Raw genomic sequence first — 21,214 nt, forward strand, 5'->3', positions numbered from 1 at the left:
TACATCACTAATTCTAACACTATACTACTTATGAAAAAGATTGCAATTATTGGAGCAGGAAATTTAGGCATCTCTATTATAGAAGGTCTTATAAAGAATAAAGCTTTTGATGGTAAACAAATCATTGCAACGCGAAATAATTTAACTAAAATTGAGCATCTTAACAAACAAGGTGTCACAGTTACTAATGACAATCATTATGCAGTAAAAGAAGCTGATTACGTCTTGCTTTGTGTAAAACCATACAAAGTAGAAGAAGTTTTGACGCAATTAAAAGACGATTTTACCACCAACAAAATATTAATATCAGTTGCGACTGGTATTTCATTGCAAACGTATCAAAACATTTTACCGCAAGGAATGTCAATTTTTCGTGCAATGCCTAATACAGCTGCTTCTGTGGAAGAATCGATAACTTGTATTTGCGGAAATAAAACAGATAGTACATTAGTCAACGAAATAAAAGCGATTTTCAATCCAATAGGTGAAACTGTTGTTATTAACGAAGAATTGATGAACGCAGCAACTGTTATTGGTGCATGTGGAATTGCTTATGTTTTACGTTTTATAAGAGCAATGATACAAGGCGGAATAGAAATTGGGTTTGATACACAAACTGCATCTAAAATTGTAACACAGACAGTAAAAGGAGCCGCTGAACTTTTAATTGAAAATGGCTTACATCCTGAACAAGAAATTGATAAAGTGACAACACCAAAAGGTTGTACAATTGCAGGATTAAATGAAATGGAACACCAAGGATTTAGTTCTGCTCTAATAAAAGGAATTAAAACCTCATTTGAAAAAATTTAGAATGGAAAAGAAATTAAAATTAATCTGGGATTTCTATGGTCCCGATGCTATACCAACTGCTAAGCACCACGCAATTCACTTGAAGCAATATGCAGAGAAAGAAAAATTACAAAGTACATTTTCCGAATTTGTAGAAGTTGAACCCGAATATGCAGTTGCTTATCTGGTTGTCGTAGAATCTGAAATGATACAAGTTCGCGATGCTTTAATACCTCATCGTGGTGAGTGGCACGTAGACGAATAATCACTAACGGATGTAGTAATAACTACATCCGTTTTGTTTATAAACAAGCCTTATGTACCCCTTATCAGTAGAGGCTTACAAAAACCTAGTGAGGAATCAAGCAAAACCTAGTTAAGAGTTTAGTGAAACCTGCGCAGCTTTTGATCAAAACCTAACGAGGTTTGCCTTAAAAGCTGCGCAGGTTTTTCTTTATCAAAAATTATCCTCCCCAATTGTAGTGATTTATCTACTATCATTTTTTTGCCCATTAAAAAAGAATTATTTTTGTTCAAATTTTTATAAACAAACAATGACACTTCAAGAACTTCAAACACAAGTACAACAAACAAGGAGAGATATTTTGAGAATGGTACATGCCGTAAATAGTGGACACCCAGGTGGATCATTAGGATGTGCAGAATTCTTTGCCGCATTATATGGTAAAGTAATGACGTATTCTAAAGATTTCTCTATGGACGGAAAAGGAGAAGATTTGTTCTTCTTATCAAATGGTCATATTTCACCAGTTTTCTATAGTACATTAGCTCGTTCAGGATTTTTCCCTGTAAGCGAATTAGCTACATTCAGAAAACTAGATTCTCGTTTACAAGGTCACCCTACAACACACGAAGGTTTACCAGGTATTCGTATTGCTTCTGGTTCTTTAGGACAAGGATTATCTGTTGCTTTAGGAGCTGCACAAGCAAAAAAATTAAACAATGACGACAAATTGGTCTACACATTACATGGTGATGGTGAATTACAAGAAGGTCAAGTTTGGGAAGCTTTTATGTATGCTGCTGGTAAAAAAGTAGATAACGTAATTGCTACAATTGATTACAATGGTCGTCAAATTGACGGTGATACAGATGTAGTAATGCCTTTAGGAGATTTAAAAGCTAAGTTAGAAGCTTTTGGATGGATTGTTTTAGAGGAAGAAAATGGTAATGATTTAGAAAAAGTAATTGCTGTTTTAGAACAAGCTAAAACATTAACAGGAAACGGAAAACCAGTTTCTATCTTATTACATACAGAAATGGGTAATGGCGTTGACTTTATGATGGGAAGTCATTCTTGGCATGGTAAAGCTCCTAACGATGAGCAATTAACATCTGCATTAGAGCAAAACCCTGAAACTGAATTAACAGATTACTAAAATTAACATTAACCCCAAAAATACTATGAAAACGTTATTTTATTCTATACTTACGCTTTGTTCTTTGACAGCCTTTGGGCAAGAAAAAACATTTTCTTTTGACAAAAAAATCTCTTATAAGATTAGTATGCCTGATGAAATTCAAGGTTATTTAACAGGAGAAGAAGAAATGTTTTTTATTAATTATCTCTCAAAAGAAGCAATATTAGGAACCTTTGAAGGAAATAATTATATCTATCAAACTGATGTAACAAATAGTTTCAATCACGAATCTTTTTTAACATTGAATAATAGACTTTACAATGTCTTTGCAAACTCTTTAGAAAATGATTTAAAGATTAAAATACCATATTATTATGAAGGTATTGACGAAAAGAACTTGTTACCTTATGATGATGAATTTTTTCCTGAAGTTCTTTCAATAAAAAGCATGAACTCTACACAAACTATTAATGGATATAAGTGTAATGATTATGAAATAGAATCGAAAGCTTTTGAAGAAGTAAAAAAGTCTACAATTTGTATTGATGAAAAAAATCAATTGGATAACATGAGTCATTTGTTTCCAAAAAGTAAATTGAAAGGTCTTTTAGTTCGTATTGATGCAGGAGATTTTGTTGGTTTTACAATCGATAAAGTATCCAATGCTAACGTAAAAGTGAAGTTTGATGAAAAGAAAGAAATCGAAAACTTTACAAATGTAATAGCAAAAAAGAAGCAAGAATATGACAACCTAATGGCAAGTGTAGATACCACTTATGCTACTGAAGCTTACACACCAGACAATCGTTACGAAGATCCGATTATTAATTATTATACATATCAAACATCTGATAATAGTAATGTCAACAATCTTTTTGGAACTATTGCTTCTCTCAACTATAGCTTAGTCTATACAGATAATGATTATGATGGAAATCCTGACATTGATCGTCCTAGAGCTTTATCAACAGCTGAAGCTTCTACAAGTCAGTTAGTAAAACAATTCAAAAAGAATAAATTAGCAAACAAAGGTGAAGTAAAAGAATTAAATAATCTTTTCAAAACATATTTTGATGATGCTAAAAAGTTTAAGTTAGCAGAAGTAACAACAGATTATGAAGCAGCAGCCGTTGCAGTAGATTCAGCTGTGGCTGATTATTCTATGGCAGACTACTATGATCCATATTCTTCTGTTTACAAAACAACAGATATTAGCAAAATAGATTTAGCAATAGACAATCCTAATGTTCAAGACTTTATGAAAGTTGCTCCTGAACATTGTAAAGATTTAAAAACTAAAATTCCTACTTTTCTTGATAAAGAATTAGGAAACTTAGTTTACAATTATGCAGGACAAGTGTGCGATTTGTACATCTATCAAAGCGGAAGTGTTGGTTTATCTGAAACAATTGATGCAATGAGAAAAAGTGTTTTAGAAATTAACAATAAATACGATAAACTGAAAAAAGAAGACAAAGATAAATTAACAACTTTCTTGAATTCTTTGGATTAATAATTATCAAATGTCTCGATAATGAAAAAGTCTATCAGCTTCATTTTAATAATTTTGACAAGTTTTACTTTTGCTCAAATGCAATCGTATAAATTTGAAAACGTTATACAATATCGTATCAAAAGTGATTTCTATTCAGATTTTCTGGATATTTTATCGACAAAAGATTACAAAACACATTTGATGATAACAAGAACTCCTATGGGAAATTTTGCTTCATTAAAAGTAAACGACAATATGTATTCTGTTTACAGTGAAGAAAAAAATCCTAAGGTTTTTAAAATTGACTTTGAAGGAACAAAAGATTTATTAGGAAATACATTTTTAGTAACTGATAATCCTAGTTTAACGAATTCAATTATAGGAAATAAGTATGTTGCAAACAGAACAGGTCAAAAAGAAACGATTCTAAATCAAAAGTGCGAAGTATTCAACATTTTTAGAAAAGATAACAACAACGATGATGGAACAGAAATTTGTATCGACACAAATTCTAATATCAACACCGTTCCGTTTATCAATTCTGAACTAAATTTGAAAGGCTTGATTTATCGAGTTGGACATAATATTGTGTTAGAAAATGTTGAAACACTACAAAATTGGATAAAAAAGAGCGCTGGAGAGGAAGAAGTTAATATTTCACCAAATGATTTCATTTATCAATTTGATGAAAAAACAGAATTAGAAGAATACAGAAACGAATACAAAAAACAAAAACAATGATAGACTTAACATACACAGAAAAAAAAGATACACGTAGTGGATTCGGAGACGGATTAACAGAATTGGGAAGAACAAACCCTAATGTTGTTGCATTATGTGCTGACTTGATTGGTTCATTAAAAATGGATCAGTTCATTAAAGAAAACCCAGAGCGTTTTTTCCAAATTGGTATTGCAGAAGCAAATATGATGGGAATTGCTGCAGGTTTAACTATTGGAGGTAAAATTCCTTTTACGGGAACTTTCGCTGAATTTTCTACAGCTCGTGTTTACGATCAAATTCGTCAATCTATCGCTTACTCTAACAAAAATGTAAAAATCGCTGCTTCTCACGCTGGTTTAACACTAGGAGAAGATGGTGCAACTCACCAAACATTAGAAGATATTGGTTTGATGAAAATGTTACCAGGAATGGTAGTTATCAATCCTTGTGATTATAATCAAACAAAAGCTGCCACTCTTGCTGCCGCTGAGTATGAAGGTCCTGTTTACTTACGTTTCGGACGTCCTGCTGTTCCAGTTTTCACACCAGCTGACCAAAAATTTGAAATTGGTAAAGGTATATTAATGAATGAGGGTTCTGATGTAACAATTGTTGCTACAGGTCACTTAGTTTGGGAATCTTTAGTTGCTGCTGCTGAGTTAGAAAAAGAAGGAATTTCTTGTGAGGTAATCAATATTCATACAATTAAACCATTGGATGAAGAAATTATTTTAAACTCTGTAAAGAAAACAGGAAAAATTGTAACAGCTGAAGAACATAATATCTTAGGAGGTTTAGGTGAATCTGTTGCAAGAGTTTTAGCACAAAAATTACCCACAAAACAAGCTTTCGTTGCTGTAAACGATCAATTTGGTGAATCTGGAACTCCTTCAGATTTAATGAAAAAATATGGTATTGATTCTACTGCTGTAATTGAAAAAGTGAAATCTTTACTTTAATCCATTTTATAAAATAATAAAAAGGAGCTTATAATAAGCTCCTTTTTTAGTAAATTAGAAAAATGATATTTCAAATCATTTAGGTTGGTTGATAAGCAAAATGCTTTTCTATCCATAGGTATTTTGCAAATATAGACCAACTTATCCGAATAAAAAATACTCATTAATTAGTATAAATTTTTGATTTTAATTCATGAAAAAATTAAGCCAAAAATCTTTCGAAGAACATGTTAATACTGTAAAAAAATTTTGGAGTAAGAACACTGAAAAAAGGATTAATTCAGAAGAGAATAATAATTTTAAAACAATTGATGATTTTCAGCGTATTTATGGTTGTCTTTCTATTGGTGAATATTTCATATACATAATTAATCCAAATAAAGGAACTTTTGAATATGTTTCTCCTCAAGCAGAAGTTATTTTAGGTTATCCTGCTAACGAATATAGTGCAGAGCTATGTGTTCAGATGGTTCATCCAAAAGATTTAGAATATGTTATAGATATTCAACAGAAGATAGCAAATTTTAGCATGGAAATAATTCCAGAAGAGAGAGTTAATTATAAGTTTACTTACGATTTTCGTGTTCTTGATAATAATGATAATATTCATCAAATTCATCTTCAACATTTTTTTTATGAATTGGGTAAAAACCTATTACCAAACCGAGTAATTTGTTTAGCAACTGATATTACACAATTAAAGGTTGGAGGAATTCCAAAAATGCTTGTTTATGATATTAAGAATGGATTGAATAACCTTCTAAATCCTAAAGTAAACTCTACTCTTCATTTAACAAAAAAAGAAAATGAAATTATAGAATATCTAATAAAAGGTTATACGAGCCAGGATATAGCAAACGCTATAGGTTTAAGCAAACATACTGTTGATACGCATCGTAGAAATATTTTGAAAAAGAACAACTGTTCTAATACTTCAGAATTATTTAGTCTTTATTTTAAAAAATAAAAAAGCAAGCCGATAAGCCGGGTTCTGTCATCTTAATGAATTAAAATGCTTTGTCATTTATCTAGTATTTTAGTTACCTAAAACATCAATCTGCCTACCCCCCAGCAACGAACGAGTAGCCCTTAACTGCTGGTATACATGGCATTGCTCCGCATAGAGTTTACCTGGTTTCACTACAGCCGAACTGTACATACTTTCTGTTGCACTTGTCCTCGCCTCTCGACGGACGGGCGTTACCCGCTATGCTTACTCTTTGGAGCCCGGACTTTCCTCTTCACATACATGAAGCGACAAAGTGGCTTGCTGAGCGCAAATGTACGGTAAAAGTTACCGAAATAAAAAAAGGCTCGAACAAAAATATTCAAGCCTTTCTATTATAGAAACTTAGATGTTATTCTGATTTTTCTTCTTTTGTTTTTCCTTTTACAGAAATTTTAACGCCATCTTTTGCTTCATTTAAATCAAGGATTAATTCATCTCCTTCACTAATTACAGCATTGATGATTTCTTCTGCCATCGGATCTTCGATATATTTCTGAATAGCACGTTTCAACGGACGAGCACCATAATCTTTATCAAATCCTTTGTCAGCTATAAAATTCTTCGCTTCCTCAGTTAATTCGATATGATAATTTAAAGCTGTTAAACGCTCTATTAAACTTGCCAATTCAATATCGATGATTTTCATGATATCTTCTTTTGTTAACGAATTAAAGAAGATAATATCATCAATACGATTTAAAAATTCTGGAGCAAAAGCACGTTTTAAAGCTGTTTCAATTGTTGATTTTGCGCGTTCATCAGCAGAATCTTTTTTAGATGAAGTTCCAAATCCAACACCATCTCCAAACTCTTTCAATTGTCTTGTACCAATGTTAGACGTTAAAATGATAATCGTATTACGGAAATCAACTTTACGACCTAAACTATCAGTTACATGACCATCATCTAAAATTTGTAATAAAATATTGAATACATCTGGATGCGCTTTCTCAATCTCATCTAACAAAATTACCGCATATGGTTTACGACGAACTGCTTCTGTCAATTGTCCACCTTCTTCGTAACCAACGTAACCCGGAGGTGCCCCAACTAAGCGAGAAACGGCAAATTTCTCCATGTATTCTGACATATCGATACGAATTAATGAATCGTTAGAATCAAAGATTTCTTTTGCCAAAACTTTCGCTAATTGTGTTTTACCAACCCCCGTAGTTCCTAAGAAAATGAATGAACCAATTGGTTTGTTTGGATCTTTCAATCCTGCACGATTACGCTGAATTGCTTTCACAACTTTCGTTACCGCTTCATCTTGACCAATTACTTTTCCTTTCATTAACTCATTCATCTGAGCTAATTTTTTCAATTCTTTCTCAGCTACACGATGTACAGGAACTCCAGACATCAACGAAACAACTTCCGCTACATTTTCTTCTGTAACTGTTTCACGATTCTCTTTCGATTCTTGTACCCATTTTGCTTGCTCACGTTTCAAATCACTTTCTATCTGTTTCTCTGAATCACGTAAACGAGCAGCTTCTTCGTATTTTTGAGATTTTACAACTTTCGTTTTCTCTTCGCGAACTTCTTCTAATTTTGCTTCAAGATCTAAAATTTCTTGTGGAACTTTTATATTCTTGATATGTACACGAGAACCCGCTTCATCTAAAGCGTCAATCGCTTTATCTGGCAAGAAACGATCTGTAATATAACGTGTTGTCAAATTAACACAAGCTTGTAACGCTTCGTCTGTATAATTTACATTGTGATGCGCTTCATACTTATCTTTGATGTTATGTAAAATCTGTAATGTTTCTTCTGGAGTTGTTGGCTCAACCATCACATTTTGAAAACGACGAACTAATGCGCCATCTTTTTCAATATATTGACGATATTCATCTAACGTTGTGGCACCAATACATTGTAATTCACCTCTTGCTAATGCAGGTTTGAACATGTTAGAAGCATCTAAAGAACCTGTTGCTCCTCCTGCTCCAACAATTGTATGTAACTCATCAATGAAAAGAATAATGTCATCATTTTTCTCTAATTCATTCATGATTGCTTTCATACGTTCTTCAAATTGTCCACGATATTTAGTGCCAGCAACTAATGACGCTAAATCTAATGTTACCACACGTTTGTTAAACAACACACGTGAAACCTTACGTTGTACAATTCTTAAAGCTAAACCTTCTGCAATTGCAGATTTACCAACACCTGGTTCTCCAATTAACAATGGATTATTCTTTTTACGACGAGAAAGAATTTGAGAAACTCGTTCTATTTCTTTTTCACGTCCAACTACAGGATCTAATTTTCCTTCTTGCGCAATCGCTGTTAAATCTCGTCCAAAATTATCTAAAACTGGAGTTTTACTTTTCGAAGTAGATTTACTTGTTGACGCACGCTCAAAATCGTTATCAGAATCACCTCCATCAAAAGATGGATTTTCTGCACGAGGAGATTGAATTTCCTCATCTTGAAATTGAAATTTGAATTCTTCCTTTACAGTATTGTAATCAATATCCAACTTATTCATCAATTTTGTAATCGGATCGTTTTCATTACGAAGAATACACAATAATAAGTGAATTGTATTTACAGTCGGACTTTTAAACAATTTAGCCTCTAAGAATGTTGTTTTCAACGCTCTTTCAGCTTGTTTTGTCAAACTCAAATTTTTTATATTATTACCTGGAGTTTCTTTTGCTGGGTTAAGGTTTTCTATTTTTTGACGCATTTCGTCTAAATCGACATTCAATGCTTCTAAGACAGAAATGGCTTTCCCTTCACCGTCGCGAATAATCCCCAACAGAAGGTGTTCCGTTCCTATTTGGTCGTGGCCTAATCTCAACGCTTCTTCCTTACTATAAGAAATAACGTCTTTTACTTGTTGTGAGAAATTATCGTTCATTTTATTATTTAAGCTGTCTTTAACAAATATAATTATTCTGATAGACTATAGCATAAATTATGCCTATGTCCGAAATGATTTGATGATTCCTTAAAATAACGAATTATTGTCTATTAATTTCAAAATAGCTGACAATATTTCATCTCAATTCTTAAAGAATTCATAACAATTTGAGAGATAGATGTCGTTGCTAAAAAATCGTACAAATCGCCTTTTTTCATTTTCATATCATCGTGAAGTTCTAAAATTTCTTCGGAATTCAACTCACTATTTTGACTAAAAATTTCATCAATTTCATTTCTTCTTTCAGGACTGTACAATGTCGACGAACACCATGTCACAATTTTTTCTTGCGAAACATCTTTTACACTCAGTTTATTTTCATTCCAAAACAAAAGGTAAGCATTTTTAGTTGTTCTTTCAAAAACAAAAATTGTAAAAGGTGCGATTTCTGACAAATTTTCCGAATTAATAAACTCATTTACAGAATTATATTTCAATAAATCTAACAAGATAATTCCTCTACTTTCTCTGTATTTTTCTTTGAAATGCGTTGGTTTTTCTATTCCTCCATTCAAAATACACGCAACATATTGCTCCGAATAAAAAATCCAAGTTCCATTCGCACGCTCATCTACAGGCGAAAAATAGGTTTTATCAAAACGCTTTTGCTCCACAATCTCTTTAGAAGAAGAACGATTAATTTCCTCATCTCGGTTGTGCGTCAACACAAATTCATCTTCATTTCTGTAAAAACTGATTATACACATCTCATTTTTCAATTTAGTTCAAATGTAAAAATTTATCTTTGCAAAGAATTATGAGTATTCAGAAAACTATAGCGCATTCTTTTGATGAAATGAAATCGATTCTTTTGCAATTTGACGATATGTCTTTTCAAAAGGAATTAGAAATCATTTCTGATGCTTCTGTTGGTCAACATTTTCGCCATATTATCGAATTTTATTCGTGCTTTTTACACGCACAAAAAAACAATTGCATTTGTTATGATGAGAGAGAACGAAATCGAGCTTTAGAAAATTCGGTTGTCGAAAGTTTGAATACGTTAAATCTGCTAAAATCAGAAATAGAACATTTAGATTTAGAAAAAACAATTCAGCTAAAACAGAATTATTATGGAGAAAAATTCACAATTAATACCACAAATTATCGCGAATTAATGTATTGTTTTGATCATAGTATTCATCATTTTGCGTTGATTAAAATTGCGATTGAAACTCATTTTTCGTCAATTAAAATTCCACAAAATTTTGGAATTGCATCTTCTACAATTGCTTTTCAAAATCAAGAGAAATGAATCCGAAAATAACAAAATGGACACGATACGAATTTTGGCCATTCTGGTTATTTTATGCGCCATTGACGCCTTGGTATATTTATAAAATTTTTCAAGCTGGCGCTCCAGCTTACTTTTGTTCGGCAAATCCGAAAATGAAATGGGGCGGATTTATTGATTATTCTAAAATAGATTTACTCAATCAAATTGATAAAAATTATAAGCCAAAAACCATTTTTTTTGAAGAATTTACAACACAAGAAATTCCGTTTGATTTTCCTTTTATTGCGAAACCAAATCTTGGTGAACGTGGAATTGGTGTTGAATTAATCAGAAATAAAATTGATTGGAAAAAATATTTAGAGCAAAATAATCGCGATTTAATTTTACAAGAATATATTCAATCTAATTTTGAGTTTGGTGTTTTCTATGTTCGATTACCAAAGGAAAAAAATGGTAAAATACTTTCAATAACAGCAAAAGATTTTTTGACGTTTACAGGTAATGGAAAATCAACTTTGAAAGAATTAATAGAGCAAAATTTAAGAGCTTTTTATCGAAAAGATTATTTGTTTAAACGTTTTCAAAACGAGCTAAATTCAGTTCTCAAAAAAAATGAAAAATTATTGGTTGAACCAATTGGAAATCATAGTCGAGGAACAACTTTTTTGAACGGATCTTCTCTAAAAACATCTAAATTAGAAGAAAATATAGATCAAATTGCAAAAAAAATTGACGGTTTTTATTACGGACGAATCGATTTGAAAGCAAAAAGCTTAGAAGATTTTCAGAACGGAAATTTTGTCATACTCGAAATTAATGGAGCAAATTCTGAAGCAACTCACATTTACGACCCTTCATTTAATCTGATAAAAGCTTATAAAGAAGTGATTAAGCATTTAAATTATCAACATAAAATTGCTATTCAAAATCATCAACTTGGTGTAAAATGGACAGATTGGAAATTGCTTGCGAGAGAGTTAATAAAACGCTATCAAACTTAATTTAACCAAAATTGGCAGATTTTATGGAAAGGAATAAAGATTGAAAGATGTTTTCGAAACCAATTTTATGAGTTATCCTTTTCCAAAGAAAACTATTATAATTCCTTTCTTATTACTTATTCCAATGTGGATTATCTTTTTGTTTCAACAAAACGGATACAATTTAGACAGTTGTTACGGCGTTATTCCGAGAACTTTCGTAGGATTGAAAGGAATACTTTTTTCACCACTTTTTCATTCTGGTTGGAAACATATTATCAGCAATACTTTTCCGTTAGCTTTTCTTAGCTTTATAGCACTATTGATGTATGATAGATTAGCTTATTATGTTATTTTTTTTGGTTGGATTTTATCAGGAATTATTCTTTGGATTATTGGAAATCCGCTCTTCTTAGATGATAATGTAAGCTGCCATATTGGAGCAAGTTCTATCGTTTATTTATTGGCTTCATTCATATTTTTCAGTGGTATCATTAGAAAAGAACGTGGTTTAATGGCGATTTCATTAATCATTATTTTATTATACGGCGGAATGATCTGGGGAATGGTTCCTCAAGAAATATTACCTCAACTAAAATCAGAAGTTGGAAATAATTCTATTTCTTGGGAAGGACATTTGAGTGGTTTCATATCAGGCGCTTTTTTCGCTTTTCTATTTAGAAAAATTGGTCCGCAAAAAGAAACACCTAAATGGGATCAAGAAAATTATTATGATCCACAAGCCGAGCATTTATGGGAAGTCTACCAAGAGCAAGAACGATTAAAAACTGAATATTTACAATCAGTAGAAAAAGAAGAAGATTATTCTGACAATGATTTTAAAAACATGTCTAATTCATAAATTTCTTCTGGTGCTCTTCCTGCATCGTAACTAGGAGAATAATAATTAATTTCGTTTTCTTTTACAGATAAATTAACAATTGGCGCTCCATCAAATTGATGCCTTTGAGCGCTTTTTTCAACAACAATATATTCTAATTTCGGTAGATTAACCTTTCGTGATAAATCCTTTACTTTCTTCCAATCTTCCTTTTTTGTTTGTCGAATAATTGTATCGAAATTATGTATAATATATGTTTTCTCGAAATTAATAATTTGACTTTCACTATTTCCTCTTGTTGATTGGATTCTTGTAACTTCAATAGTTTTCGAATCATTTTCGATCAACTTATTATTTGTAGAACAGCTCGTTATTATGAATAACATAACTATTATTGTATTTATTTTTAACATGTTTTGTATTTTATTTTCTAATTTAATGAAAAATTACTCCTAATAGACCATTTTTTTTTCCATCTATTACACTCAATACCTTTCTCCAAATATGTTCCTCTCATATTCAGTATACTAAAAAATTCCATAAAGTTTTTACTGTTTGTCATTTATTGTAAAAAACAGTTTGTCAACTAAATAAAATAGATCTTTTCATTCTACTGATATTCACTAAACTAAAATACAAAATTCATTATTTTTATTTAGATTAAATATAAATATTTATTATTTTTACTTTGTTTGTTAATTTTTTTAAGATAGTTTTGTCTAAATTTAAAATACTTATGAAAAAAAATATATTTTATTTATTTCTTTTACTTTCCTCAAATTATTCTTTTGGACAAAACTGGACGTTAGTAAGTGAATCTGAAGCTTATCCAACTGCCAGAAAAGAATATCAGGATAAAAGGAACCAGAAAATTTTCAAATTAGATCGAAGAACATTAGATCAAAAATTAGTAAACGTTTCTTCTCGTAATACAAATCAAGGAGGTACAGTAATTAGTATGCCTAATGCCAATGGTACTATTGAACGTTTTGAAGTATGGGAAGCTTCTAATTTTTCAGCAAAAGACCAAGCAAAATACACTAACTTACGCTCTTATGTTGGAAAAAGTTTAGAAGATCCTTCAGCTTACTTACGTTTTAGTACAGGCCCTTCGGGAATTAGTTCTACAATCTTCAGAACTCATGACAAATCTGAATTTTTAGAAACTTATTCAAATGATGGCAAGTTCTTCGAAGTACATTCTAAAAATGGAAAAAATAATTTTAATTGTTCTACTCCAGAAGAACATGCAACGCATAAAACGGCTGAAATGATTGATGCAAAAAGTAACGATCAAAAATTCAGAACATATCGTTTAGCTTTATCAGTCACAGGAGAATATAGTCAGACTTTTGGCGGAACATTAGAAAAATCTCTTGAAGCCATGAATAATACGATGACTCGTGTAAATGGTATTTTCGAAAAAGATATGGCAATCAATTTCGTTTTTGCTGATGACATTCAAAAGCTTATTTACTTAGATCCTGAGACAGACCCTTATTCTACTTCTGATGTAGGTCTTGACGATGACCCCGTATATGGAGGTTACCCTGAATATGCATCTGTCTGGAATGTAGAGTTACAGCGTAATTTACGTGATAATTTTGGAGAACAAAACTACGATATCGGGCATTTATTTGGACACGATGGAGGTGGTGGAAATGCCGGCTGTATAGGTTGTATATGTGAAACTGCTTTTCCTCAAGGAAAAGGAAGTGGTTTTACATCGCCTGGTAGCGGTTTGCCAAAAGGAGATAGTTTTGATATCGATTATGTGACACATGAAATAGGACATCAAATTGGAGCGAATCATACGTATTCACATCGAAATGAAGGTACTGGTGTTAATGTTGAACCTGGTTCAGGATCTACTATCATGGGATATGCTGGTATTACTTATTTTAATGTTCAATCTCATTCAGATGATTATTTTACCTATAGAAGTATTCAACAGGTTCAGAATAATTTGAAAAATAAAACGTGTGGTATAGAAAAACCTATTTTTAATACACCTCCAAAAATAGAACTAGCCAAATCTCTTTATAATATTCCTGTTGGTACAGCTTTTAAATTAGATGCAACAATCTCTGATGCCGAAAATGATGCATTTTTAACTACATGGGAACAAAATAACTCTGGAAATTCTTCTACAGCAAATGAAAATAGTAGAGTTAAAGGTACTAAAACTATAGGTCCTAACTTTAGGTCTTTTAAACCTACAAAAGAATCATATAGATATTTTCCTAATTTCACTAGTATTTTGAACAATAGATTGATTCATACAGGAACAGGTAATGCTGTGTGGGAATCGTTAACATCTGTTCCTAGAACATATGATTTCACTGTGACAGCAAGGGATTATAATATTACAGGACCTCAAACGAATACAGAAGCTGTTAAAGTAATCGCAACAGCAAATGTAGGTCCATTTATCATTACGTCTCCTGAAAAACTAGCCATCAATACGGATGAATTTACAGTGACTTGGGATGTTGCAAATACAAATACAGCTCCAGTTAACACGACAAAAGTTAAAATTTCTATTTCATGGGATGAAGGGACTTCTTTCAAAGAATTAGGAATCGTCGATAATAATGGTTCTGCTACTTTTGCAATGCCTCAAGATGCTATTTCAGTTACAAAAGGTTATGTTATGATAGAAGCAGTAGATAATATTTTCTTAGCTGTTAAGAAATTTGAAACTGAAGTATTAGCGACAAAAGATTTAACAACAAAAGAATCTAAACTTTATCCTAATCCATCAAATGGAACTTTTACAATAGAGCAAAAAATAACAGGGAAAGTTAAAATAGATATTTTAGATTTGAATGGACGAATAGTATATGCTACTACAGAAGATGCTATTGGTAATTTCAAAAAACAAATTAATACAAAACTACCTAGCGGGATTTACTTCGTTCGAGTTTCATCAAATGAAGGAGAAAACACTTCGAAATTAATTATAAAATAACTCGGTATTATCTATAAATAAAAACCCCTGAAATTAATTTCAGGGGTTTTTATTTTTTTTAAATTCTTCTTAGAAAGGCATTCCAGGAATGTTTGGTAAGTTTTCTTGAGCCGTTTTTTTCGCTCTGTCAATTGCTTCTGTTTTTACTTGTTCCAACGCTTTGTTTAACGTCATTACTAACAAATCTTCAATTTCTTCTTTTTCCATTCCTTCGGCAAGTTCAATATCTTTTACTGTTGCCAATTTAGACATTGTAATTTTTACTTTTCCATCGTTAGAAGTCGTTGTAAAAATTTCTCCATCTAATTCATTTTTCAAATCAGAAAATTTATCTTTAAATGAATTGATTTTTCCCATCATTCCCATGATGTCTCCAAAATTTCCAAACATTTGTTTTTATCTTTAATAATTAGTTATTCATGTAGTTTTTTCCACAATAAATCTTTCAATTCTGTGATTCCTTTTCCAGAAACAGACGAAATAAATATTGTATCAATATCAGTTGGTAATTGCGCTTTAATCTCAGCTTCCAATTCATCATCTAACATATCTGACTTAGAAATTGCTAAAATTCGTTCTTTATCTAACAATTCAGGATTGAATTTTTTCAATTCATTCAACAGAATTTCATATTCTTTTTTATAATCTTCTGTATCGGCAGGAATTAAAAATAATAAATTAGAGTTACGCTCAATATGACGCAAGAAACGATGTCCAAGACCTTTTCCTTCTGCCGCACCTTCGATAATTCCAGGAATGTCTGCCATAATAAATGACTGATGATTACGGTATTCTACAATTCCCAAGTTAGGTGTTAACGTTGTAAATGCGTAATCTGCAATTTTTGGTTTAGCAGCCGAAACAGCTGATAACAAAGTAGATTTTCCTGCATTTGGAAAACCAACTAAACCAACATCTGCCAAAATTTTCAACTCCAATGTAACTTGACGTTCATCACCATCCAAACCTGGCTGTGCATAACGAGGCGTTTGACGCGTTGCAGAACGGAAATGCCAGTTTCCTAAACCGCCTTTTCCTCCTTGCGCAATAATTAATTCTTGCCCATTTTCTGTTACTTCGCCAATAATATTTCCTTCCTCATCTTTGGCAATTGTTCCGATCGGAACTTCCAAAATAATATCTTCACCGTCAGCACCAGTAGAACGAGATTTACCTCCACGTCCACCGTTTTGCGCACGGAAATGTCTTTTGAATCGAAATTCTAACAAAGTCCAAAGATTTGAGTTTCCTAGAAGCGTGATGTTTCCTCCACGTCCACCATCTCCACCGTCTGGTCCACCTTTGTCAATATATTTTTCGCGATGCAAACTTGCTGAACCCGCACCTCCATGTCCGGCTCTACAATTTATTTTTACGTAGTCAACAAAATTTGATTGCATAATTTTTCTCTTTTAATTAGTCTGCAAAAGTACAATTTCTAATTTGTTTATTAAAATCTTGTATTATCTATTTTGAATGAATAATTTATAATGACTCAGATTTTTATTTATATTTATTCAATTAATTAACACACTAATATGAATACTAAAAAAAATCTGTCCGATTATACTGATGAAGAACTTCTAATAACTCAAAAACAAACAAAAACTATTGTAATTGCATTGGGATCTTTTATGTTTCTTGCGTTTATATTCTTTATCTACACTGCAATAAAAACAAGTAATTATGCCTTCATAGCTATTGGATGTGGAACTTCTGTTTCATTAATGCCTCTAATCGCTAAACTTTCTATGATTAATAAGGAGATTAAACTACGCAAAAAATAGATTGAAGATTTATGAATAACGAGCATATACAACGCTTACTTCCTTTTGGTTACATTTATTTAGTTATCATGGGAATTATTAAAGAATCTATTTTTTACTATCAATTGGATATTAATATTCTGAAATTTTCGAGCATTATGGATATTTTAATTAGTCCAATTGCCGAAATCACTGCACATCCTTTCTTACTTATATTTTTTATTCTTCTTGTTTTTTCACTTTATGGTTTCAAACAATATTCATTAAAATATCCTGAGAAAAAATTTATTAAAAAATATTACAAAATAAAAGAGACAGAAAACATCACTAATGAAGAATTTACAAAGAAAATTAATCAAAACTTAATTGGATTCTTTTTTGTTATGTTGATTTGTTTCTTTTTAGGATTTGGAATTGGTGGTGGTAATTTTCTATCAAAACGAATAAAAAATGGAGATTTAAAATTCGAAAAATATGGACAAACCTTAACTTTCAATTCTGGTGAGAAAAAAGAAATTTATCTTATCAATACCAATAGTCTCTACTATTTTTATGTTGTAAAAGGTCAAAAAACTGTTGAAATTTCGCCAATTGGCACAATACAATCAATCGCAAAAAATAAGTAATCAAAACATATTTTTATAATGAATAAGATTGATTAATTTTGCAGCATGTACAAACAATTCAAAAACATTTTATTTCAATTACAGCCCGAAGATGCGCATCATTTCGTTACGCGAAATCTAAAAAATTATGCTGCATTTCCTGGAGTTGGAAAATTATTAGATAAATTTTATCAATACAATCATCCAAGTTTAGAACGAGAAGTTTTTGGAATTAAATTCAAAAATCCAATTGGTTTAGCTGCTGGTTTTGATAAAAATGCTGAATATATTGAAGAATTGAACCACTTCGGATTTGGCTTTATCGAAATTGGAACCGTTACACCAAAACCTCAACCGGGAAATGACGCGCCACGTATGTTTCGTTTGGTAGAAGATGAAGCGATTATCAACCGAATGGGATTTAATAACAAAGGTGTTGATTTTGCTGTTTCGAAAATTAGAGAATTAAAAAATCGTGAAAACTATATTATTGGTGGAAATATTGGTAAAAATAAATTAACGCCAAACGAAGATGCTGTTGATGATTACATCAAATGTTTCAATGCTTTGTTTGACTATGTAGATTATTTTGTAGTTAACGTGAGTTCGCCAAACACGCCTGGATTACGTGATTTGCAAGAAAAAGAACCTTTATTGTACATTCTAAATTATTTGCAACAATACAATAATCAGAACGAAAAATCGAAACCAATTTTACTTAAAATCGCACCAGATTTAACAGATTCGCAATTAGACGATATTATAGATATTGTATTAGAATCTAAAATTGCTGGAGTGATTGCTACAAATACAACCATTTCAAGAGAAGGATTAAAATCTAGTCCTGAAATTGTAAAAGAAACTGGTGGAGTTTCGGGAAAACCACTTAAAAATCGCTCAACAGAAGTAATTCGTTATCTTTCTGAAAAATCAAACAAAGCATTTCCAATTATCGGAGTTGGTGGAATTCATACAGCCGAGGATGCGAAAGAAAAACTGGAGGCTGGTGCAAGTTTGTTACAAGTTTATACAGGTTTTATTTATGAAGGTCCTGCTGTTGTAAAAAACATTTGCAAAGGCTTGGTTTAAAATCTAAAATTTTTATATTAATTTGGTATTTAGTTATACTTAATTAGCACTGATGAATACAGTTAAAATAGGTGATGAATTTGAAAATATTTCATATAAATTAATCAAAAACTCCATTCAGAATGGAGAACTAGGAATTTTAGAAAGTTCTGCAAAAGTTTTTCAGAAAAAAGGATATTATTCAAAAGATAGAGAAAAAAATATAATTTTTGATATATCTATAGAAATTTGGCCAAATAATGCTGATAAATATAGTATTCTTTATTTAATTGAATGTAAAAGTTCAACTAAAGGAAATAAAGTTCCTGTTGATGACGTTGAGGAATTTTTCACAAAAGCTTCTCAAGTTACAGGAAGCGGTGTCAAACCAGTAATGATTACTAATTCTTCATTTCAATCTGGTGGTCTAACGTTTGCTAAGAATAAAAATATAATGTTAATTGAAGTTGATAACGAAAATAATCACAAAGTCAAATTATACAGAACTAATTCAAGAACAATAACAGAATCTGAAAATATTGATAAAACCATTAGCATTTTTCTAAAGAAAACTTTATCAAAAAATAAAATTAGTGGATTAAAAAAGTTGAAATCAGAACAAATTGAAGAAATAACCAAAAATTTACTAACTGATTTTAATAATTATCGTCCTATAAATATTCATTCTTTAATTAATTACTTAAAAAGAAGCTATAACTTAAATTTCGATTTCAGTAAATCTCTAGAAACTATAGATGGAAACGAATTAATGGGGTATTTCGATAATTCTATAAATACAATTTTTATTGACAAATCTTTGGTTAATAAAGAACAATTTCCATTTATTTTAGGACATGAAATAGGGCATTTCTTTCTACATAAAAATTTAAAAATCGATCAAGAACTTTATAATGATTTTGCTGATTCTGAATATAATTATTTTCTAGATAAACATATTTTACAAAATGATCGAAATTGGATTGAATGGCAAGCAAATAAATTTTCTATTTCATTATTTGTTCCAAAAGATTTATTTTACGGTCATTTAATATTATTTCGAAAAAATAAAGGAATTAGCAAACCTCATTTAATATATTTAGATGAGCAAACAATTAACATCCGTGATTATAATGATACTATTAATTTTCTTTCAAAAAAATTTGGAATTAGTAAAACTGTAATAAAATATAGAATTGACGAATTAGGTATTTTAACTTATGGTAAAACCAAGATAGATACTAGAAATTTAAGAGACTTTATATATTAAAAAAAGGATTCTCAATGAGAATCCTTTTTTTATATAATGTAAAAGTTGTTCTTATAAAACTTCTTTAATTGCTGCGTTCAATTTTTCGGTAATATCTTCAATAGAACCTACTCCATCAATCTCAATCCATTTCCCTTGCGCTTTGTAGTGTTCTGCTACAATTGCAGTTTTTTCGTAATATTCTGTAATACGATCACGAATAATTTTTTCGTCCACATCATCAGCACGACCAGAAGTTTTTCCGCGCTCTAATAAACGTTGAACCAAAATTTCGTCATCCACAACTAATGCTAATGTAATCGAAACTTCGCTTTCGTATTTATCTGCTAAGATTTTATCTAAAGCTTCTGCTTGAGATGTTGTACGTGGATATCCATCAAAAATATATCCATAAGAATTTGGATTATTATCTAAATGATCAACCAACATATTTGTTGTTACCTCATCTGGAACTAATTGTCCCTTGTCCATATAAGATTTCACAAGAGCGCCTAATTCTGTTTCATTTTTAAGGTTGAAACGAAATAAGTCTCCTGTAGAAATTTGAGGAGTTTGGTACTTTTCTTCTAAAAATTTAGCTTGTGTTCCTTTACCACTGCCAGGAGGTCCGAACAATACAATGTTTAGCATTTTGTTTTAATGTTTTATTTGATAAATATCTGGTAAATTTCTTCCTAATCCGTCAAAATCTAATCCATAACCTACTACAAATTTATCAGGAATAGAGATTCCTACTAAATCTACCTTTAAATCTTTTTTGTAAGCATCTGGCTTAAATAATAAAGTTGCTACTTTTAATGATTTTACCTTTTTCTCTTTCAAGATTCGGTGCAACTCTACTAACGTATTACCTGTATCTACAATATCTTCTAAAATAATTACGTGACGTCCTTCAACATTCATCGGAATATCCATCTCAATAGTAATTTTCCCTGTTGATTCTGTTCCTTCGTAAGATTTTAATTTCAAGAATGAAATCTCACATTCTCCTTGATATTGTTTTAAGAAATCGCTGAAGAACATTACAACTCCGTTCAATACACCAACAAAAATCGGTCTTTCGTCTTTGTATTCTTCGTAAACTTCGTTTGCCATATTTTTGATGGCGTGTTCTATTTCTTCAAAAGCGATGTACGGAATAAATTTTTTACCGTGAATTTCTATTTCTTTCATTGTTTGAG

General features: G+C 31.0%; 21 protein-coding genes and 1 other RNA gene. 14 read left to right on the top strand and 8 right to left on the bottom strand.

Annotated elements, in window-relative coordinates:
• Positions 1–30: 30 nt before the first annotated feature.
• From proC to E4J94_RS00575, 7 genes are all read left to right on the top strand, one after another.
• Positions 31–813, top strand: coding sequence for a pyrroline-5-carboxylate reductase (proC, locus tag E4J94_RS00545; RefSeq protein WP_135833964.1), 783 nt, complete (start codon positions 31–33; stop codon positions 811–813).
• A 1-nt stretch (position 814) separates the two neighbouring features.
• Entirely contained in the window at positions 815–1,057 is a 243-nt protein-coding gene (locus E4J94_RS00550; RefSeq protein WP_135833965.1) for a hypothetical protein, read from the top strand.
• A 289-nt stretch (positions 1,058–1,346) separates the two neighbouring features.
• Positions 1,347–2,192 (top strand): transketolase, encoded by an 846-nt coding sequence (locus E4J94_RS00555; RefSeq protein WP_135833966.1) that lies wholly within the window; start codon positions 1,347–1,349, stop codon positions 2,190–2,192.
• Between the two features lie 25 nt (positions 2,193–2,217).
• Entirely contained in the window at positions 2,218–3,687 is a 1,470-nt protein-coding gene (locus E4J94_RS00560; RefSeq protein ID WP_135833967.1) for a hypothetical protein, read from the top strand.
• 21 nt (positions 3,688–3,708) lie between these two features.
• Positions 3,709–4,410: a hypothetical protein gene (locus tag E4J94_RS00565; protein WP_135833968.1), complete on the top strand. Its 702-nt coding sequence runs from the start codon at positions 3,709–3,711 to the stop codon at positions 4,408–4,410.
• On the top strand, positions 4,410–5,351 hold the full coding sequence (locus tag E4J94_RS00570; protein WP_185145626.1) for a transketolase family protein: 942 nt from the start codon (positions 4,410–4,412) through the stop codon (positions 5,349–5,351). The genes E4J94_RS00565 and E4J94_RS00570 overlap by 1 nt, the downstream gene beginning before the upstream one ends.
• 193 nt (positions 5,352–5,544) lie before the next feature.
• Positions 5,545–6,318 (top strand): LuxR C-terminal-related transcriptional regulator, encoded by a 774-nt coding sequence (locus E4J94_RS00575; RefSeq protein ID WP_135833970.1) that lies wholly within the window; start codon positions 5,545–5,547, stop codon positions 6,316–6,318.
• On the opposite strand, the gene rnpB is transcribed toward E4J94_RS00575, so the two are convergent.
• From rnpB to E4J94_RS00590, 3 genes are all read right to left on the bottom strand, one after another.
• Positions 6,316–6,625: RNase P RNA component class A (gene rnpB, locus E4J94_RS00580), an RNA gene on the bottom strand. The two genes, E4J94_RS00575 and rnpB, sit on opposite strands and share 3 nt — an antisense overlap.
• An 84-nt stretch (positions 6,626–6,709) precedes the next feature.
• Positions 6,710–9,235, bottom strand: coding sequence for an ATP-dependent Clp protease ATP-binding subunit (locus E4J94_RS00585; protein ID WP_135833971.1), 2,526 nt, complete (start codon positions 9,233–9,235; stop codon positions 6,710–6,712).
• A gap of 119 nt (positions 9,236–9,354) precedes the next feature.
• Complete coding sequence (locus E4J94_RS00590) at positions 9,355–10,005, bottom strand: NRDE family protein (protein WP_135833972.1); 651 nt, start codon at positions 10,003–10,005, stop codon at positions 9,355–9,357.
• Between the two features lie 50 nt (positions 10,006–10,055).
• Between E4J94_RS00590 and E4J94_RS00595 the strand changes: the two genes are divergently transcribed.
• The 3 genes from E4J94_RS00595 to E4J94_RS00605 all read left to right on the top strand — a co-directional run bounded on the left by E4J94_RS00595 (position 10,056) and on the right by E4J94_RS00605 (position 12,377).
• Complete coding sequence (locus E4J94_RS00595) at positions 10,056–10,553, top strand: hypothetical protein (protein ID WP_135833973.1); 498 nt, start codon at positions 10,056–10,058, stop codon at positions 10,551–10,553.
• On the top strand, positions 10,550–11,536 hold the full coding sequence (locus E4J94_RS00600) for an ATP-grasp domain-containing protein (protein WP_135833974.1): 987 nt from the start codon (positions 10,550–10,552) through the stop codon (positions 11,534–11,536). Before E4J94_RS00595 ends, E4J94_RS00600 begins: the two co-directional genes overlap by 4 nt.
• A gap of 67 nt (positions 11,537–11,603) precedes the next feature.
• Positions 11,604–12,377, top strand: a complete 774-nt coding sequence (locus E4J94_RS00605; RefSeq protein WP_246034221.1) for a rhomboid family intramembrane serine protease — start codon at positions 11,604–11,606, stop codon at positions 12,375–12,377.
• Here the strand turns inward: E4J94_RS00605 and E4J94_RS00610 are convergent.
• The gene (locus E4J94_RS00610; RefSeq protein ID WP_135833976.1) at positions 12,338–12,742 is read right to left on the bottom strand and encodes a hypothetical protein; all 405 of its coding nucleotides are present in this window, start codon (positions 12,740–12,742) and stop codon (positions 12,338–12,340) included. The genes E4J94_RS00605 and E4J94_RS00610 overlap by 40 nt on opposite strands.
• A 350-nt stretch (positions 12,743–13,092) precedes the next feature.
• Between E4J94_RS00610 and E4J94_RS00615 the strand changes: the two genes are divergently transcribed.
• Positions 13,093–15,327 (top strand): zinc-dependent metalloprotease, encoded by a 2,235-nt coding sequence (locus E4J94_RS00615; protein ID WP_135833977.1) that lies wholly within the window; start codon positions 13,093–13,095, stop codon positions 15,325–15,327.
• 69 nt (positions 15,328–15,396) lie between these two features.
• Here E4J94_RS00615 and E4J94_RS00620 read toward each other — a convergent pair whose 3' ends face one another.
• Positions 15,397–15,717, bottom strand: coding sequence for a YbaB/EbfC family nucleoid-associated protein (locus E4J94_RS00620; RefSeq protein WP_038333099.1), 321 nt, complete (start codon positions 15,715–15,717; stop codon positions 15,397–15,399).
• A 23-nt stretch (positions 15,718–15,740) separates the two neighbouring features.
• The gene (obgE, locus tag E4J94_RS00625) at positions 15,741–16,727 is read right to left on the bottom strand and encodes a GTPase ObgE (protein ID WP_038333097.1); all 987 of its coding nucleotides are present in this window, start codon (positions 16,725–16,727) and stop codon (positions 15,741–15,743) included.
• A 398-nt stretch (positions 16,728–17,125) separates the two neighbouring features.
• Here obgE and E4J94_RS00630 point away from each other — a divergent pair, with 398 nt between their 5' ends.
• From E4J94_RS00630 to E4J94_RS00640, 3 genes are read left to right on the top strand one after another with little or no spacing between them, the layout of a single operon-like run.
• Positions 17,126–17,719, top strand: a complete 594-nt coding sequence (locus tag E4J94_RS00630; RefSeq protein ID WP_135833978.1) for a hypothetical protein — start codon at positions 17,126–17,128, stop codon at positions 17,717–17,719.
• A 45-nt stretch (positions 17,720–17,764) separates the two neighbouring features.
• Positions 17,765–18,787 carry a quinone-dependent dihydroorotate dehydrogenase gene (locus tag E4J94_RS00635; protein ID WP_135833979.1) on the top strand — a complete coding sequence of 341 codons (1,023 nt, stop codon included), beginning with the start codon at positions 17,765–17,767 and terminating at the stop codon, positions 18,785–18,787.
• 52 nt (positions 18,788–18,839) lie between these two features.
• Positions 18,840–20,033: an ImmA/IrrE family metallo-endopeptidase gene (locus tag E4J94_RS00640; protein WP_135833980.1), complete on the top strand. Its 1,194-nt coding sequence runs from the start codon at positions 18,840–18,842 to the stop codon at positions 20,031–20,033.
• Between the two features lie 51 nt (positions 20,034–20,084).
• Here E4J94_RS00640 and E4J94_RS17770 read toward each other — a convergent pair whose 3' ends face one another.
• Positions 20,085–20,663, bottom strand: coding sequence for an adenylate kinase (locus E4J94_RS17770; protein ID WP_246034222.1), 579 nt, complete (start codon positions 20,661–20,663; stop codon positions 20,085–20,087).
• Positions 20,664–20,669: 6 nt separating this feature from the next.
• The gene (gene hpt / locus E4J94_RS17775) at positions 20,670–21,206 is read right to left on the bottom strand and encodes a hypoxanthine phosphoribosyltransferase (protein ID WP_038333090.1); all 537 of its coding nucleotides are present in this window, start codon (positions 21,204–21,206) and stop codon (positions 20,670–20,672) included.
• Between the last annotated feature and the right edge of the window lie 8 nt (positions 21,207–21,214).

The sequence above is a fragment of the Empedobacter tilapiae genome (assembly GCF_004785645.1).
GTDB classification, from domain to species: Bacteria; Bacteroidota; Bacteroidia; order Flavobacteriales; family Weeksellaceae; genus Empedobacter; species Empedobacter tilapiae.

Coding starts and splice junctions, on each gene's coding strand:
- E4J94_RS00585 (WP_135833971.1), bottom strand. CDS start 9,235: ATGAACGATAATTTCTCACAACAAGTAAAAGACGTTATTTCTTATAGT.
- E4J94_RS00635 (WP_135833979.1), top strand. CDS start 17,765: ATGTACAAACAATTCAAAAACATTTTATTTCAATTACAGCCCGAAGAT.
- E4J94_RS00630 (WP_135833978.1), top strand. CDS start 17,126: ATGAATAACGAGCATATACAACGCTTACTTCCTTTTGGTTACATTTAT.
- E4J94_RS00560 (WP_135833967.1), top strand. CDS start 2,218: ATGAAAACGTTATTTTATTCTATACTTACGCTTTGTTCTTTGACAGCC.
- E4J94_RS00590 (WP_135833972.1), bottom strand. CDS start 10,005: ATGTGTATAATCAGTTTTTACAGAAATGAAGATGAATTTGTGTTGACG.
- E4J94_RS00640 (WP_135833980.1), top strand. CDS start 18,840: ATGAATACAGTTAAAATAGGTGATGAATTTGAAAATATTTCATATAAA.
- hpt (WP_038333090.1), bottom strand. CDS start 21,206: ATGAAAGAAATAGAAATTCACGGTAAAAAATTTATTCCGTACATCGCT.
- E4J94_RS00565 (WP_135833968.1), top strand. CDS start 3,709: ATGAAAAAGTCTATCAGCTTCATTTTAATAATTTTGACAAGTTTTACT.
- E4J94_RS00550 (WP_135833965.1), top strand. CDS start 815: ATGGAAAAGAAATTAAAATTAATCTGGGATTTCTATGGTCCCGATGCT.
- E4J94_RS00615 (WP_135833977.1), top strand. CDS start 13,093: ATGAAAAAAAATATATTTTATTTATTTCTTTTACTTTCCTCAAATTAT.
- obgE (WP_038333097.1), bottom strand. CDS start 16,727: ATGCAATCAAATTTTGTTGACTACGTAAAAATAAATTGTAGAGCCGGA.
- proC (WP_135833964.1), top strand. CDS start 31: ATGAAAAAGATTGCAATTATTGGAGCAGGAAATTTAGGCATCTCTATT.
- E4J94_RS00605 (WP_246034221.1), top strand. CDS start 11,604: ATGAGTTATCCTTTTCCAAAGAAAACTATTATAATTCCTTTCTTATTA.
- E4J94_RS00595 (WP_135833973.1), top strand. CDS start 10,056: ATGAGTATTCAGAAAACTATAGCGCATTCTTTTGATGAAATGAAATCG.
- E4J94_RS00575 (WP_135833970.1), top strand. CDS start 5,545: ATGAAAAAATTAAGCCAAAAATCTTTCGAAGAACATGTTAATACTGTA.
- E4J94_RS17770 (WP_246034222.1), bottom strand. CDS start 20,663: ATGCTAAACATTGTATTGTTCGGACCTCCTGGCAGTGGTAAAGGAACA.
- E4J94_RS00620 (WP_038333099.1), bottom strand. CDS start 15,717: ATGTTTGGAAATTTTGGAGACATCATGGGAATGATGGGAAAAATCAAT.
- E4J94_RS00610 (WP_135833976.1), bottom strand. CDS start 12,742: ATGTTATTCATAATAACGAGCTGTTCTACAAATAATAAGTTGATCGAA.
- E4J94_RS00555 (WP_135833966.1), top strand. CDS start 1,347: ATGACACTTCAAGAACTTCAAACACAAGTACAACAAACAAGGAGAGAT.
- E4J94_RS00600 (WP_135833974.1), top strand. CDS start 10,550: ATGAATCCGAAAATAACAAAATGGACACGATACGAATTTTGGCCATTC.